General features: G+C 34.1%; 12 protein-coding genes and 2 tRNA genes. 3 read left to right on the top strand and 11 right to left on the bottom strand.

Going from position 1 to position 15809, the window contains the following annotated elements:
* Positions 1–27: 27 nt before the first annotated feature.
* A complete protein-coding gene (locus tag RU96_RS05135; protein ID WP_071864466.1) occupies positions 28–1338 on the bottom strand; it encodes a pilin N-terminal domain-containing protein in 1311 nt (436 codons plus the stop codon).
* Complete coding sequence (locus tag RU96_RS05130) at positions 1338–4706, bottom strand: isopeptide-forming domain-containing fimbrial protein (RefSeq protein WP_249024151.1); 3369 nt, start codon at positions 4704–4706, stop codon at positions 1338–1340. The genes RU96_RS05135 and RU96_RS05130 overlap by 1 nt, the downstream gene beginning before the upstream one ends.
* Before the next feature lie 913 nt (positions 4707–5619).
* On the opposite strand from RU96_RS05130, the gene RU96_RS05125 reads away from it, so the two are divergent.
* A complete protein-coding gene (locus RU96_RS05125) occupies positions 5620–7164 on the top strand; it encodes a helix-turn-helix domain-containing protein (protein WP_249024150.1) in 1545 nt (514 codons plus the stop codon).
* A 59-nt stretch (positions 7165–7223) separates the two neighbouring features.
* On the opposite strand, the gene RU96_RS05120 is transcribed toward RU96_RS05125, so the two are convergent.
* The 3 genes from RU96_RS05120 to RU96_RS05110 all read right to left on the bottom strand — a co-directional run bounded on the left by RU96_RS05120 (position 7224) and on the right by RU96_RS05110 (position 8745).
* Positions 7224–7296, bottom strand: a tRNA-Gln gene (locus RU96_RS05120).
* A gap of 68 nt (positions 7297–7364) precedes the next feature.
* Positions 7365–8321 carry a TMEM175 family protein gene (locus RU96_RS05115; RefSeq protein ID WP_071864465.1) on the bottom strand — a complete coding sequence of 319 codons (957 nt, stop codon included), beginning with the start codon at positions 8319–8321 and terminating at the stop codon, positions 7365–7367.
* The gene (locus RU96_RS05110; RefSeq protein ID WP_071864464.1) at positions 8314–8745 is read right to left on the bottom strand and encodes a MarR family winged helix-turn-helix transcriptional regulator; all 432 of its coding nucleotides are present in this window, start codon (positions 8743–8745) and stop codon (positions 8314–8316) included. Before RU96_RS05110 ends, RU96_RS05115 begins: the two co-directional genes overlap by 8 nt.
* 136 nt (positions 8746–8881) lie before the next feature.
* Between RU96_RS05110 and RU96_RS05105 the strand changes: the two genes are divergently transcribed.
* Complete coding sequence (locus tag RU96_RS05105) at positions 8882–10672, top strand: ABC transporter ATP-binding protein (protein ID WP_071864463.1); 1791 nt, start codon at positions 8882–8884, stop codon at positions 10670–10672.
* A 223-nt stretch (positions 10673–10895) separates the two neighbouring features.
* On the opposite strand, the gene RU96_RS05100 is transcribed toward RU96_RS05105, so the two are convergent.
* The 5 genes from RU96_RS05100 to RU96_RS05080 all read right to left on the bottom strand — a co-directional run bounded on the left by RU96_RS05100 (position 10896) and on the right by RU96_RS05080 (position 15547).
* Positions 10896–11873 carry a zinc-ribbon domain-containing protein gene (locus RU96_RS05100; RefSeq protein ID WP_071864462.1) on the bottom strand — a complete coding sequence of 326 codons (978 nt, stop codon included), beginning with the start codon at positions 11871–11873 and terminating at the stop codon, positions 10896–10898.
* Positions 11874–11889: 16 nt separating this feature from the next.
* Complete coding sequence (locus tag RU96_RS05095; RefSeq protein ID WP_084035464.1) at positions 11890–12798, bottom strand: serine hydrolase; 909 nt, start codon at positions 12796–12798, stop codon at positions 11890–11892.
* A 473-nt stretch (positions 12799–13271) separates the two neighbouring features.
* The gene (locus tag RU96_RS05090) at positions 13272–13907 is read right to left on the bottom strand and encodes a nitroreductase family protein (protein WP_071864461.1); all 636 of its coding nucleotides are present in this window, start codon (positions 13905–13907) and stop codon (positions 13272–13274) included.
* Positions 13908–14192: 285 nt separating this feature from the next.
* Positions 14193–14933 (bottom strand): tRNA pseudouridine(38-40) synthase TruA, encoded by a 741-nt coding sequence (truA, locus tag RU96_RS05085; protein ID WP_071864460.1) that lies wholly within the window; start codon positions 14931–14933, stop codon positions 14193–14195.
* A 104-nt stretch (positions 14934–15037) separates the two neighbouring features.
* Positions 15038–15547, bottom strand: coding sequence for a DinB family protein (locus RU96_RS05080; RefSeq protein ID WP_071864459.1), 510 nt, complete (start codon positions 15545–15547; stop codon positions 15038–15040).
* Here RU96_RS05080 and RU96_RS13530 point away from each other — a divergent pair.
* Positions 15542–15742: a TadE/TadG family type IV pilus assembly protein gene (locus tag RU96_RS13530; RefSeq protein WP_425429961.1), complete on the top strand. Its 201-nt coding sequence runs from the start codon at positions 15542–15544 to the stop codon at positions 15740–15742. The two genes, RU96_RS05080 and RU96_RS13530, sit on opposite strands and share 6 nt — an antisense overlap.
* Here the strand turns inward: RU96_RS13530 and RU96_RS05075 are convergent.
* Positions 15708–15781: transfer RNA gene (locus RU96_RS05075), tRNA-Asn, on the bottom strand. The two genes, RU96_RS13530 and RU96_RS05075, sit on opposite strands and share 35 nt — an antisense overlap.
* Between the last annotated feature and the right edge of the window lie 28 nt (positions 15782–15809).

Below are 15809 nucleotides of genomic sequence, written 5' to 3'. Positions count from 1 at the left end.
TTTTTACGTATTTATAAAATAATTGGCTTATCTTCCAATCTTATGGATAATGAATTTTCTCCAAACTGAAATGACAGCAAAAATCAAAACCAGACCAAAAACAAACAAAAGTGACTTTCCTTCATTCGTTTGCGGTAACCTTTGTCGCAATGTTTTCACTAAATCAGCCGGCACCATTGTCCCAAGTGTTTGGGGTAAACGCCCATTTGGACGAGGATCTTGCGGTACTGATGTCTTTGTTTGATAGTTGTAAACCCGTGGCTCTTTTTTTTGATAGGCAGATTCAGGTACTTTACCAGAAATAAGCTCATCCATTTCTTGACCATTCACCTTAACCGGTTGAAAATTTCCATCATCGTCATACCAAGCTTCAGGAATTTCCACCTTTACTTTCTTAGCAGCCGCATCAATCCTATATCCCGGTGCTGCTTGAACTTCTTCAAAGTAATACGTACCACTAGGCAAGAAGCGTTCACCTGTATTTACTAGCCCGTCTTGATCAGAGATAAATTTATCTACACGCGTATCATTTAGTGGATCACTTGAAGTAACCCAACTATTTTGTAAATCATGCACTGGACTCATATCTAAATAAATTTTTTGCTTATTTTTGTCATATTGAAAAATAACAAACTTTGCTCCTGTCACCGGTTTTCCTTCTGTAAGATCACTTGCTGAATTTTTCCCATATTTAAAAAAGTAAGGATCACGAACATAACCAACATTTTTAGGGTATAAATGTATCTCTTTTAAAACTTCTTGATTAATTGGGTGATATTGGGGTAACAGTACCATTAACGGTGCCGCTTTTTTATCTAAATCGACATTTAATTGCTTGTTTTCATTTAATTTTGTCTCAATAAATAAATAGGCTTTTCCTTTTTGGCTTGGTAACTGAATGCGAGCAATTCCTTCTTTTTGGAGTTTGCTATCAGTTTGAGTGGTAATTTTTCCAATGTGTTGTAAATTTTCCTCGTGTGCTATTTTCTTGGCTTCTTTACGAGACATTTTAGAAAATGAAGCAACAAACTTTTCTGGTGTTAAATTTGTTTGATCATAAAGTTTAGTCGCATCAAATACTTCAAAATTAGCACCATTTAAACCGACTGTTTTTTCGATTAGAGCAAGATCATCTGGATTTTTACTATCTTCTTTAATCGTTAAGCCATCATTTTCATAAAAATGATCTTCTGGTGCACGAACATCCCGATAGATTCGTTTATGCAAAACAATCTCTATTTGTTCACTTGTTTCAGCTCGTACACTTTGGGGAAGAATACCGCCAACTAAAGAAAAAAGAAACGTTATTGAAAAAAGCACATTCACTATTTTTCTCATTATACTTCCCCTCCTTTATTACTTTTTGGCTGATAGTAAAAAAAGAAAGTTAATACGACGCCAATGGTTAGAAGTGCCAATAGACTTAACTTGTGCCGTCCTGTTCCACCAGTTTTGGGAAGTGACGTACGGGATTTATTAAAAACAGTCAATGCAATCGAATTATTTTTTTCACCAGTTTCATTTTTTATAGCAGTAAAATGGTAAGGTGTATCGTTATAGGAAACGGTAATACTGCCATCACTGGCTACAGTAATAATAAAATCTGCCGGTAATGATAAGTACCCTGGTAAAGCTTTAGTTTCCCTTAGGCGATACGTTTTACCCGGATGAAGTAACCCTTCAAAGGTTATTTTTCCAGCTTTAGTTACCTGTGCTTCACCGATTTTTTCCTTGCCACTTTCATCAAACAAAGTGAATTCCACTCCGTCTAAGATTTCATTAGTAGTTGCATCTTTTTTCTCGAGGTTTAAATCAAATTTTTTCAATTTATTGACGACTGTTGGTAACGTGAGCTGAAGGGTATTCTCTAATTCTGAGATAGCTACATCGCCTAAAGAATAAGTAACCTTACCAGAAGATGTAATTCTTAGTATCCCGATAACACCCTCAATTTTTTCAAAACCAGCAGGTGCTTGAATCTCTATTAGTTCATAGATACCCGGCTGACAATTTTTAAAAGCGTAACTTCCTGATTGCGCCGTATTTTCAATCGAGTCGTATTTTTCTTGTCCTGTTTTTGCTCGTAATTGGAACTTGGCTCCAGATAGGTATTTTCCTTTTTCATCGGTTTTCTTAAGCGTAATTTCAATTGGCTTTAACTTATTTTCAATTTTGTTATTTTCGATGCCTACACCGGTAATAGTTCCGTCTTTGTTCACTTGCACATAAATCGGGACCATTGTTTCAAAACCGGCGGGTGTTTTAGTTTCTTTTAGCCAATAATTACCAGGCAGAATATTGTTAAACTGCAGTTTACCATCAATTTCAGTTTCTTTAGTCACATATTTTGCCTCTTCATCTGTTTTGCTTTCAAATAGACCAAATTCTGCACCGCCAAGATTAGCACCACTTTCATCTATTTTCGTCAATTCACTATTAACGGTGGCTTCTCTTACTCGCGTTTGAACCCTATTGGTCTCCCTTGCTTCAGCTGCAATATCATTAGCATAAATAAATTCTACGCTAGCACTATTCGTCATTAACGCCTTACTATTAGCACTATCTTTTGTTACTACTTGCACTTTTATGCGTAAACTAAACTCTTTACCACCGTATTGGCTCATCGCCCCTTTTTGATGAATTTGTTTGGCTACTTCGGCTGGAATCGTAACTTCTAATTTTCTTTCTGAAGCCTCATACGCAATAGCATTACTCGCTAGATTCAAGATAGAACCATCTAAATTGTAAAGAGTAACGTCTCCTTTAAAAGTTACTCCTTCAGGTAAGACATCTTTAATCACATAACTTTCTGGCATTAAAATTGATTCTGTGTATGGGTTGATAGTTTCTTGATTAATAAAGTAATAGTGTTCTGTACCCGGCACTACAAATCGCTGTTCCTTTTTAGGAACTCCTGGCGCTAATTTATCCTCTTCGGCGTTATGGCCTACTTGGCGATAACTTAAGGAAAATTCCCAAGGTAAATCTTTATCTCTGTCATAACTATCTAAATCATTCCAATACCGTTGCGCAAAACCAGATTCTGCACCGGTAGGATTATCCCATGTGTCACCTTTTTGATACTGTTGCAATGGTTGTACGGTCTTTGTTGGTGCTTTTTGTGGAACTTTTTTGACTTGACTGCTAGCAAAAGTATTCCAAGCTCGTCCATAAGTTGTTCCCATTGTAAACTCATGTTTCGTTCCTTTTAAGGGAAAAGAAACCGCTGCTAAATTGAAATTTTTAGCTCCTAAATAATCATCAAATCCATTTTCTGTGGGATTTTCAGCAAAATACTTTCCATCCGAGTGCTTTGTGAGCAAAGAATTTTTGACTAATTGTCCATCACCTTTATTTCTTAGACCAGCAAATTCATGGCGATTAATACTCTTAGCTGGCGCAGGATTAAGGCTTCCATTTCCGTAACCATTTAAAGAAGAAAATGTAAAAACAGAATTATCTCCTTCATTACCAAAAGTAATCAATTTACTCTCATTACCTTTTTCAAAAAATTCAACATCCATATCAAAACCTTGTACATAACAATAAACAACACCAGAGTATAAATTATTGGAAAACTCTACCCATGGATAAATACTGTTACTATTTAACCAAGTTGGCCCACCTCCAATTTGTAGATTCGAAATGGTTAGCTTAGCTCCGATTGGCCTAACATTGTTATCTACATCTAAATACGCCCCGACCTCACTAAAATTCAGCGTAATTACTTCATCCATCTTATTACCATTTTTATCTGTGTATTGTAAGGTACTGCCAACAGGTTTACTTTTAATTTGTTCTTTTAATTGATTTAGTGGATAAGCAACTACATTTGAACCTGAACCTTGCATAAATTGAAAATAACGATTGGCAGGATTAATAGCATCACTATAATAGCTATAATTGTTGTTGTTTCCACTATGACTACTCCCATTAGCTTTTGAAACAACTTTTGTTTGTTTTCTCCATTCATCATTCCCATTTGTTTTAGCCTTCGAAGTAACAACAACATCGGCAAATGCCGTAGGTGAAATAAGTAAATCTTTTGCACCAATTGAAGTTACTTGCATCTGTCTAGATGATTCCTTTGCTGAATTTTCGGTTGGATCAGCAGTTAGCACTTCAGTTGTTAAGCCATTTTCAAAAGAACCAGTTGTTGGCAGGGACACAGTCAAAATTTTTTCTTTTGCATCCTCTCCTGAAAAGATATTCGATGTGACGTCTGGCTTTTCTTTTGATATCTCATTAGTTGTAAGCGTAGACTTAATCGCTTCGTCTTCATTAGATAATGATAATTCTTGTTGATCCGCTTGTATGTATAATGTTAATTGCGGTTGATCTTTTGGTGTCGTCACAATCACCGTTCCTTTTGATTGGGAGGAAAAATGCGTTTCTTGAAACCATATACCTTGTGTTTCCCAATCCTCTGCAGGAGTGATGATACCAGTTGGAAAGTGGAATTTTAATTTGTGTAAAAAATTTCCACTTGATTTTTTCTCATAATAAATTTGCCAAGTAATCGATTCGTCATTCATTTGTGTTTTAACATCGATTTTTGCAATATCATTGTGAATGACATGAAATTCATCGATAGCAGCTGTTTGTGTAAGAGCCTCAACTGGTCTTGCAATTCCAAAAGAAAGTGACGTAATAAAAGGAACAAGTAATGTAATTAGTACAAAAATCGCTAAAAATTTTCTTTTCATCTTTCACCTATCCTTTCTAAAATTAGAAATTTTTTTCTTTTCACTCTTCTATCATGTTATTCAAACATGATAGAGCTTTCTATTTGGTATTAAAACATCTATTCGTCCATATCATAACAGACAGATTTTTAATGTCAATTTAATTAAAACGCAATATAAATAATCATAATCTCATTATCCAGGAGTTTAAACTGATAAAACCCTTTAGAATTAGCAAAAAAAAGCAGATTAAGTGATTTTGATATTAAATAACTACTAAAAAATCAATTTTTTCTGTATTTATTGTCATAATTGACCACGCTATATTACACGCGAATCTTAAATAATGTTTTCAAAAAACTTTATAAAAAAATTGACGCACTACCAACCATAAAAAATTACAGACAAAAGAAAAGAATTTTTGAATTTACGCACAAATTCTCTTAACCTATTATCTTTATTTCTTGCAGAAAATATTGTATCCCTCTCACTACAAAAAAAAGACATTTTACTGTCAGAATGTCTTTTTGAGTTATCCGTTTTATTAAGAAAAGGCTAAATAGCTTGCTTATAAAAGCAAAAAAATGTATCCATATTCATTAAAACCTATTATTTTCCCTATTTTTATTTATTAAATAGCTATGACTATTAGTACCTTTTTTATTAAATACTGTTTACATTTGGTTAAAAATAAGAGGATTCTACTTTCAATTGAATTCTTCTACCACTCTAATCAGACCAAAATTATCATTCTATCAAAAAATGGTATTTTTTTAATTCTTAAATATTACCAAATTTCGTATTCATTAATATCACTAAAAACTAAATATTTTTACCTTTTTTTAATTATGCTTAAAAATAATTAGAAAAATTCACCATAAAATTTTGGTAAACTAAAATTAATTAGAAATACATAATAAAAAGGAGTAAAGATATGGTTATTAATGAGTTATTTTCAATCGTTTTGGATAAAATTAGTAATGAAAAAAAAGACTTGTTACACCATATAAATCAGCAACAAGGATCACATTTTTCAATTAATCAACTCAGTATTGAACTAAAACTAACTTACAAAAAGACCTATCAACTAGTTTTAGAAATAGAACAAGATTTTATTGCGCTAGGTTGGAAGCCTTTAATATTAGAAAAAGGAATTATTATTTGGAAAAGCGATCATAGTAAAATGGACGAATATCACCGTTTTTTAGTCCGCCATTCCATCGGATATCAAATTTTACTGACTATTTTACTATCACCAGAAAAAACCTTAATAGAATTCTGCCAAGAGCAATTTATCAGTCGCTCTACTTTACTACGTAGAATAAGACCTTTAGCCCGTTATTTAAAAGGTTACGGCGTCGCGCTAAATGTCTCGCAAATGTCCATTGAAGGAAAAGATGAAGAAGTTGTTCAAGCCGTTTTTTTCAATTTGTTAGGATTGGGTACTTTTGGTATTGATTTTTTAAATGGAAATGTTGATATTGAAGAAGAACAGATAGTATTAAAAAAATTAGCTCATGATGGCGCAACTGCTTTGAATAAGTGGGTGGGCATATCTTGTTTATTAATTGCCCGCTTGCGACTGACAAATCAATATCCTTTACCAAAACCAGCTTGTCCGCCACCATTGTTTGAGGATAAGGCGAAAATATTACAAGATTATTTTTCACAATTTACCAGCAATCCAACTGAAATCGAAAATACAGTTCATTCTGTATATTTTAAATTATTTACGAATTACTACCTTTTTGAAGATGACTGGCGGTTAGAGAAAATAACGCATTTATTTAACGATTTTTTAAAAAGGGGCATGCCAACTGCTTATATGTGCCAGGCTTTCATGACAAAACTGCAAGAAGACTTCTTCTCATATGCTTTGACCCCAAAAGAACTAACCGTTTTGCAATACAATATTTTTATAATTTTTTATCTATTGGAATCCCCTTCTTTATTAACTTTAATGCGCCTACAAACACTACTACCAACTTCTATTCAACAACAAAAAAAATATCGTGAGCTGATTACTTTTTGCCAAGTCTTTGTCGCAGATTACGATCAGTATTTAAAAAGTACAACACTTTACTATGAACAAATTACAGATTTACCTCACTTTTTAGCCGAATTGGTGTATTCATATTTAGAAAAGAAAAGTTATCAATCTAGGTTAAAAGTAGCTCTTCAACCTCTACCTAATCATTATATGATGACTAGTCTATGCAATTTTCTTGATCAAATTCGCTTTGTAGATTATGAAATTTATGAAGAAGATAACCTGTATGATTTTTATATTGGTATAACAAAGGATCACTTTGAGATAGAAAAAGACGTCTACTTGTTAACTTTTAATCATCCAGAATATCAGGGAGAGCTCTTTCAACAATTACTAACAGCTTTGCAACAGAAGACAAATAGCACTTCTTATTTTTCTCCATTTATCCCTGAAAATCTATCTGAATCACCTTTATTACAAAAAAAATGATTCTTCTTATCAAAAACAAAAGCCACTTCCATTAATTTGGAAGTGGCTTTTATTTTTGATTGGGATAGCAGGGTTCGAACCTGCAATTGCTTGATTCAGAGTCAAGTGCCTTACCAGTTTGGCTATATCCCACTAAGACAACATAAAAAGAATAACGCCAAATTTTTTTCTTTTCAATTATTTTGTCTTAAAACTGGAAACTATTTTTTAGAAGCGTTTGTTTTATTGGGCGTCTGCTCAGTCATTTTTCCGTGAACAAAAGGACTTTTTTCCAAGTGACGTTCTCGTTCTTTAAGACGGGATTGCTGCATTTCTAAGCGTTTAATTTCTTGATGTAAATGTTCTTTTTCACTCGGAGAAGCATTTTCCAGTGCAGTTTGACGCATGGCAATTTCTTGATCTACTTTTTTTAGCCATTCTTTCATCAAGTCTTGCCATTGTTGACTCTCTTTTTCCTTTGGTTCGTTAAAAGAATCTCGTAATAAGTGGGAATAGCGCTTCATGGTATTGCCCCAAATTTGATTACGATCAGCAAAATAATCCGCTTGTTCTCTTTTATCTAACGTATCTACAAAACGTTCTTCTTTTTGATCAACCATATTTTGTAAAAACGCTAAAATCGGCAATGCTAAGTAGATAATGAGGGCAATGTGAACTTGAAATAATCCAATGACTAAAATTATAATTCGAGCGATGAAACTTAACATATCTTGTCGATTCAATTCATCCACACGGCGCTTTTGCAAAGCTTGCTCAGAAATCGACTGCTTGGTTAAAGCGGTAATTAACCGACGCATCAGCATTGTCACAATTAATGTTAGGACACCGTAGATTAAAACCGTCTGCTTGGTTGTATCTTCAATTAAAATTCTCGTTGCCGCAGGTACCAAAGATAAAGCAAACAGAAGAAACAAATAGACGACTAAACTTTTATTTCTCACTTGTTCAATGCGGTTAAATGCATAAGCAGTTTGAAACCAGAGATTGGCGACAAAGCAAAAGCTGATAAAATAAATTCCGACAGCACTGAATAACGTTTGCCACACAAGCTCACCATTTGTTGCATACTTAATCGGGAGTTCTAAGACCATAATGGTTAAAATAATAGCAATAATAGCATCGCCAAAAACTACCACCCGTTCTTTCATGTTACTCATCTAATTTTTCCTCCAATTGAAGCGCCAGTTTATTTAAAATTTGATGTAGCTGTTCTTTTTCTGTTAACGATAAAGTAGCAAATAATTCTTCACCTAATTGTTTCCGTTCATCTTGCATGGAAGAAATATATCTTTTTCCTGAATCTGTCAAAAAATAATTTGTGATGCGGCGATCATCTGTATTTTGCTTTTTGGACAAATAGCCTTTTTGATTCAATTTTTTTAATAACTCGCTTAATGAAGCTGGTCTGATATTCATCCGCTGGGCTAGTTCTTTTTGAGAAGATCCTTCTTGGCGCGCTAAAATACGGAGTAAACGATTTTGACCAAAGGAAAATTCTTCCTCGCTTGTTTTGCGTTTAGTATGGCGGCGTAATAAATGATTAAAATGCTGAAATTCTTCAAATAGCGCTTCTTCTTTCATGAAAACACATCCTTTATTTCCTTAAGTTTACGCAAAGATTTTTCATTCGTCAAATAGTTAGGTGCCTATCTATTTACATTTTCAAAAAACAGTAGTATAATGATTAGGTACCTAACTAATAAACGGAGGGGATTTAATGGCGCGAATGCGTTTTGACTTTGACCAAACAAAAAAACCTGAATTGACACTTCCTTTTATCCGTCGTATCCTTAATTATTTTAAACCACATACATTAAAATTGGTTTTGATAATTCTTTTAATTCTTGCTACTTCTGCTTTGGGACTAGTACCTTCACTTCTATTACAAAAAATTGTCGATAAGGCATTGCCCCAACATGATTTGACACAATTAAGTATTTTAATTGGACTTTCTATTTCCGCTACAATTTTATTAAATTTACTGCAAGTTGCCCAAGGCTATCTTAGTACTTGGATTGCCAAAAATATAACATTGGAAATGAAGAACAACTTATATCGCCATTTAACTTTTTTACCACAAAGTTTCTTTACTACGGTTAAAGAAGGAGAAATTTTGACTCGTTTAACCAGCGATGTCGACGGCATTCAACAAGTTTTTCAGACCACTTTCATCAATGCATTAAGCAGTATCTTTATTTTAGCGACAACACTTTTTGCATTATTTTCCATGAGTCCAATTTTAGCAGCCGTTGCCTTAGTGACTGTACCACTATTCATTTTACCTACTCGTAAAGTCGGTAAAAAAAGATGGCAAATCGCATCAGCAAGCCAGACTGCCCTAAGCAGACTTAATCAACACACCCAAGAAACACTAAATACAAGTGGTAGCACACTGATGAAACTTTTTACCAAAGAAGATGAATCTTTTCAAACTTTTAATCAAATTAACCAAGAAGTAACTGCCCTACAAATCAAAGAGTCTTTAGCTGGTCGTTGGTTCCGCATGGCTATGTCTGTCTTAATGGCAATTGGTCCTATGTTAATTTATTTAGTAGGTGGCTTTTTACTGACTAAAGGTCAACTTACTATTGGTGGTATTATCACCTTTGCTTCTCTTTTAGGCCGGCTTTATAATCCGGTTACACAATTATCTAATATTCAAGTTGATTTAATGCGGTCTTTTGCCTTGTTTGAACGAATTTTTGAATATTTAGATATTACTCCTGAAATTAAAAACAGTCCTACTGCTAAAGAGTTAGTGATTGATGCTGGTGAAGTAACTTTTGAAAATGTTGATTTTCGTTATGAAGAAAATGAAGTCTTAAAAAATATCAACTTACACATTTCAGCCGGTGAAACTTTGGCGCTTGTCGGACTCTCTGGCGCAGGCAAGTCCACTTTAACTCACCTTTTAACCCGCCTGTATGACCCAACCCATGGCGTTGCTCTAATTGATGGCCAAAATATTAAAGATGTCACATTTACCAGCTTACGACAAAATATTGGCGTAGTTAGCCAAGAAACTTTTCTTTTTAATGGAACTATTCGGGACAATTTACTTTATGCCAATGAAAATGCGGATGAAGCAGCGCTAATTGCAGCAACGAAAGCTGCTTATATCCATGAATTCATTATGACATTACCAAAAGGCTATGATACCATCGTGGGAAATCGGGGCATTAAACTTTCCGGTGGTGAAAAACAACGAATTGCGATTGCACGTATTATCTTAAAAAATCCACAAATTTTAATTTTGGATGAGGCCACTTCCGCACTGGATGCAATTTCAGAATATTACGTTCAAAAAGCAATGGATAATCTGATGCAAAATCGGACCAGTATCGTCATTGCCCACCGACTTTCTACTATTGCAAATGCAGATCAAATTGCTGTGATGGAACAAGGTAAAATCGTAGAACAGGGAAATCACCAAGAGCTTATTTCACAAGCTGGTCTATATGCAAAACTTTATCAGACACAATTTAAAGATAAAGAAGTCGCTGCCTAAAGCTTAGATTGCAAAAGTGAACCTTGGCTAAACGATTTCGTTGTTTCCATTTGAAAAATAATGACTTTAAATAAAAAAACTGTATTTCTATTCTGTTTACCAAAAGTTAGCTTAATATCTAGCTTTTGGTAACCCGTAATTAAAGTGAAATACAGTTTTTTTTATTATAAAAATTGATTGTAATCTAAAATAGATATACTCTTTTATGCTACTAGCAATCGATTTAGTAACTAACCCAGACCTCGTTTACACCATTCCCTTTTTTAACCCCATCGGTCAATGCTAAGCGAGAAGAATAAGACAAATACCCATAAAATACTTGTGTACCGCCTCCATTATCCCATGTTACCGTAATTTTAACATTAGGATGAATTGTTTTTGTATTGGGCATATCTGAAGGATACAACGCATTAGTTTCATAGCTTAAAATATTGCCACTCGTATTACTAATCACTGCTTGACCAAAATATTGTGTGCCATCATAATTATTCTGGGTCACACCCCCATTGGCACTAATATTTAACGAGCTTTGTTTTTGGTTAGACTGTGAATAATAAAAAGTATACGTATTCGCCCACTTGGCATGATCGCCAGTAAAACCACTCTGATTTGATACTGCCTTTTTTTCTTCAGCTTGTTGGGCTTTTTTTAACTCTGCTTCTTTTATTTCTTTTAGCCCTGTACTATTTTGCTGGGTTAATTCCGTTACCGCTAATTGAACAGATTGAAACTCTGGTTTAGCTAAATCACTCACGGGAATGGAAGCCAGTTTTCGCTCTGACTCTTTATATTTTCCGTCAATCGTAAGCTCTTTTGCTGCTTTAATTACCTCATCATATTTTCCGGCTTCTACTGTTTCTGAAGTTTCTTTACCCCTACTTTTCGTACTACTATTCGTGGTAACTGAAGTCGCTTCGTTAGTCGAACCATTATTACGAGAAGCAAAAAATATCCCTGCTCCTGCTAATAAGAAGACAACCACAAAAATAGTGATTAGGAGTGGTTTATAATTACGTTTTACTGGTTGTGCCTGCATTCGACTTTCACTTTTATTTCCATTAATCTGTTCCTCGTTATTAGCTACTGTCGCATCGTCACTATGTTTTACAACAATAGGAACATTTTTCAATGAATATCCACATTCTTCACAAAAATTAGCTAAATCATCATTTTTTCGCTGACAGTTCGGACATATTTTCATTTTTTCTCCTCCTAAATTAATTTTGACTTGCCGCTAATGCAAAATTAGCAATACTTTGCCGCATCATCTCACTATTAGTAACACCATTACTTAAAATAACGATTGCAAAAGGATCAGCACTCATGATGATCCCAATATCATTTTCTACACCAGGCAGTTCCCCGGTTTTATTGGCAATTATGTAATTAGGTAATTTTAAACGAATTTTTGTGCCAATTTGCTGACCGGTCATAATTTGAAACATTTCATTGTAAGGATAATCGTTTTGGTTATGATACATTTTTTTCAAAAATGACATCGTGTCAGTGAGACTCGTATAATTTTCAAGCCCCATTTCTTGTGCTTGTGTATCAAGCATTTTCCGCTGCAAAAGGGTCTGTTGATATCCTGCTTTGATAAAATATTGATTCAAATTTTCCATTCCGAAATAATCGATTAAAACATTAGTCGCCTCGTTGTCACTAATTTGAATCATTTGTTGGGCCAATTGGACTAAGGTTAGACCATTTATTTGAGTTGCCTCTGTTAATTCAGTATTTTTTATCTTTTCATATAAATACTCCAAAATAAAAACTTTAATAATGCTTGCCGCAATCATCGGCTGGTTATTTTCATTACTTAAATAATCTTGATGTTGAAAATAGTAAACACCATAGCTAACATTTGCAGCCTCTTTTAAAAGAGGTTGGGCAGCTGAATAAAGTTCATCTTTTTCACTCTCCTTTGTAGTGGTACTTTCCAAACTTGTTTCACTAGTTGTTTCGCTGGTTGTTTCCGCCGTCACTTCTTGCGTTGTTCCGCGGGTTGTATCAGAGGATACATTGCTTATTTCTTGTGAAAAATCTGGTTCAGCTAGCGATTTCTCGTGGCGTGGATTATCTTTAACTAAAAAGCTCCAAATAAAAAAATAATCCCAATTATACAAACTACACTTATCACAAATATAAAATACTTGTTTATTCCCTTTTTATGACCGTTCTGATGTTTTCCCACTATCTTTTCCCATTACTTTCTTTATATTGGCATAAAAATGTTCTCCTAGCCATTTTTATTATACCACGCTATAAAAACGCTATCATTTCAGAACACAAACTTAAGTAATCTAGAGTATTTTTAGAGTTTTTAAATCTGCAAAGAAGGATCCTAATTTAGGTGATAAATCAATTTTAGCACAATTGTTAGATTTCTATCTGCATCATACGTTTCATTTTTTTTAAGTTGTCGTCTTTTTTAACTCGTGATAAGCCCTTCTAACAAAAAAAGTTGACCGGATCTCGTTTCACACAAATAATAATAATAATAATAAGGAAAAATCTTGATAAATTATTTCGAAAATTAAAAATTATGAAATTTCTGCTACAAAAAAAGCACTCGTAAAGTTTACAAGTGCTTGCTTTCTTATTTAAAAGTTGTAAGTTTATCTGCTGAAAGTCGAACCGACTCGTAGCCTTCTTCTGCAGCTTTTCCAAGAGATAAAATTAGAACTGGCAAATAGCGTTCTTCAGATAAGTCAAAAGTCGTTGCTAAGTTATTGGTTTCAAAACCACCAATTGCATTGGTGTCATAACCGTGAGCTCGCGCTACCAACATCAGCTGCATCGCTGAAAGACTAGCATCCCGCAAAATAATTGCATCCATTTCTGCCTGCGATAAATTTTGATAAAGTGGGATAATCGTTGCTAATTGTCGATCGTGCACTTCTTTGGGCATTAATCCCGCCTTTAAAGCTTCGCCATAGATTTCTTCACCGTATTCATGAGGTTTACGATCACCAAAAATTAAAATCATAGCTGCAGATGTATCATTTTGTAATTGATTAAATCGAATAAAAGGACGCAGTTTTTCTTTTCCCTCTTTAGTATCTACTACAACATAGCGCCAAGGCTGTAAATTAACAGAAGAAGGCGCGCGATTCGCTTCGTCTAACATCGTCAATATTTCTTCTCGACTAATTTTAACATTTTCATCATAACGGCGAATTGATTTGCGATTTAACGCAATATCACTAAAATTATTATTCACTAATTTATCCATTTCACTGCTTCTTTCTATATATTTAATTTTTTTAAATTAAAGGAACTGATAGAATATACTTGATTCAATCGATTTTCGCAAGAAATACGTCTTATTGAACCATCACAAATTGAAAATATTTTAAAAATAATTTCACCAAAGTAAAATAAAAAATCAAAGGCTATTATGATCAGCATAATTTTTAAATTTCAGTCTTATCATTTCCATGGCAACGCACGATTAATTTTCACAAGTAAAAACTAGAACTTTCTATATTTACATTGAGAAAGCGCGTTTGTATTTTATTTAGCTATAAAATACTTGATCTAAAAACAAACCACTAGCTGGCACAGTTTCACCGGCACCTTGTCGAATTTTATTAGCTAACACTTCATCAATTACATCTACCTCAAGTTTGCCCATCCCAATCTCCAGCAGAGTACCTGTCAAAATACGAATCATCTTATGCAAAAAACCATCTCCAATAAATGTAAAATGGAGCATACTGCCTTCTTTTTCTAAACGAATTTCTTTGATAGTGCGAACAGTCGATTTTTTCGTCTTTTTTAAGGCGGAAAAACCAATGAAATCATGTGTTCCTAAAAGCTTTTCAATAGCCTTCTCCATTTTAAGCAAATCTAACTCTTGAGGTACATTAAAACTGTGATGTCGATAAAATGCAGTCGGAATCACATCATTCCACACATAATAACTATATTGTTTGCCTTTAGCGTTATAGCGCGCGTGAAATCTTTCGCCCACCTCTTCTACATCTTTAATAACAATATCATTAGGTAAATAACGATTTAAAAAGGAAAGTATTTCTTCAGCAGTTAAATTTGATTCAGTTTTAAAATTAGCAATTTGGCCTCTGGCGTGAGTTCCAGCATCAGTACGTCCCGAACCAATAATTTCGATTTCTTCTCCTGTCATTTGCGCTAAAACTGTTTCAATTTTTCCTTGAATAGTTTTTTCAGAATTTCCTAGTCGTTGCCAACCTAAATAACGTCTACCATCATATTCGATAGTCAATTTAATATTTTTCATTTTTATAAAACTCCTTTATCTCTATATTTGAAGCATCCGTATACTATTATCAAAATTCCACATAAGAAAAGCAGGGAAAAAGAACTCCCTGCAGTGATAAATCATTATTTTCCAATCACTAATCGTCTACTATAGACAGCTTGACCTGAATGCATAATAGCATCATCAATCGCAGATACAATCCGAACTTGACGGGTTACTGGTGGTGTCCAATTCAAATCAACGATATCTTGTAAGCTATCCTCAGTTATTGTCTTTAAATAATTAAGAGTAAAATCGATGCTTTCATTTAAGTAATCTACTAATAACTGTTTATCAGTTACTTGAACTTTTGCAGCTTCTTGTGGTATGTGATGCCAATCTTCTGTATTATCCGGAAGGGGAAGGTTAAAGCGATTACGCCAGTCAGATTTAAACCATAAAGGTTTGGAACCATTTAAAGCGGAAATTTGGAAATCTAATTCACGGGCTGTATGCCACATCAGCCATGTCACAGACTTGATTAAAGGGTTGGGCATAGTATTAGCTTCTGTTACAGTCATTTGCATCAATGTATCTTCAAAACGTTCCTTTGCTCGTAATAATGTTTCGCTTGATAACTGGGTTAATTGCAATTTTATTCCCTCCTTGTTCCTTTGTTTATGGTTACGGGTTTTCTTGTAATTCATTTTAGCATGATTTACCATAATTATAAAAAGCTACAGTCTGCAGTCAGTGCAAGCAAAGGATTCTCAAAACATACAAAAAAAAGACAGCAACTAAGCTGTCTTAAAACTCCGGCAGTAGGACTCGAACCTACGACATCATGATTAACAGTCATGCGCTACTACCAACTGAGCTATGCCGGAATAACCGCGTGGCGACGTCCTACTCTCA

It is taken from the genome of Enterococcus canintestini (assembly GCF_001885735.1).
Classification (GTDB): Bacteria; Bacillota; Bacilli; order Lactobacillales; family Enterococcaceae; genus Enterococcus_C; species Enterococcus_C canintestini.
The sequence above is the reverse complement of the archived record's forward strand: the minus strand, read 5'-3'. Positions and strand labels throughout refer to the sequence as shown.

Coding starts and splice junctions, on each gene's coding strand:
- RU96_RS05125 (WP_249024150.1), top strand. CDS start 5,620: ATGGTTATTAATGAGTTATTTTCAATCGTTTTGGATAAAATTAGTAAT.
- RU96_RS05110 (WP_071864464.1), bottom strand. CDS start 8,745: ATGAAAGAAGAAGCGCTATTTGAAGAATTTCAGCATTTTAATCATTTA.
- RU96_RS05130 (WP_249024151.1), bottom strand. CDS start 4,706: ATGAAAAGAAAATTTTTAGCGATTTTTGTACTAATTACATTACTTGTT.
- RU96_RS05115 (WP_071864465.1), bottom strand. CDS start 8,321: ATGAGTAACATGAAAGAACGGGTGGTAGTTTTTGGCGATGCTATTATT.
- RU96_RS05090 (WP_071864461.1), bottom strand. CDS start 13,907: ATGGATAAATTAGTGAATAATAATTTTAGTGATATTGCGTTAAATCGC.
- RU96_RS05105 (WP_071864463.1), top strand. CDS start 8,882: ATGGCGCGAATGCGTTTTGACTTTGACCAAACAAAAAAACCTGAATTG.
- RU96_RS05100 (WP_071864462.1), bottom strand. CDS start 11,873: ATGAAAATATGTCCGAACTGTCAGCGAAAAAATGATGATTTAGCTAAT.
- RU96_RS05135 (WP_071864466.1), bottom strand. CDS start 1,338: ATGAGAAAAATAGTGAATGTGCTTTTTTCAATAACGTTTCTTTTTTCT.
- truA (WP_071864460.1), bottom strand. CDS start 14,933: ATGAAAAATATTAAATTGACTATCGAATATGATGGTAGACGTTATTTA.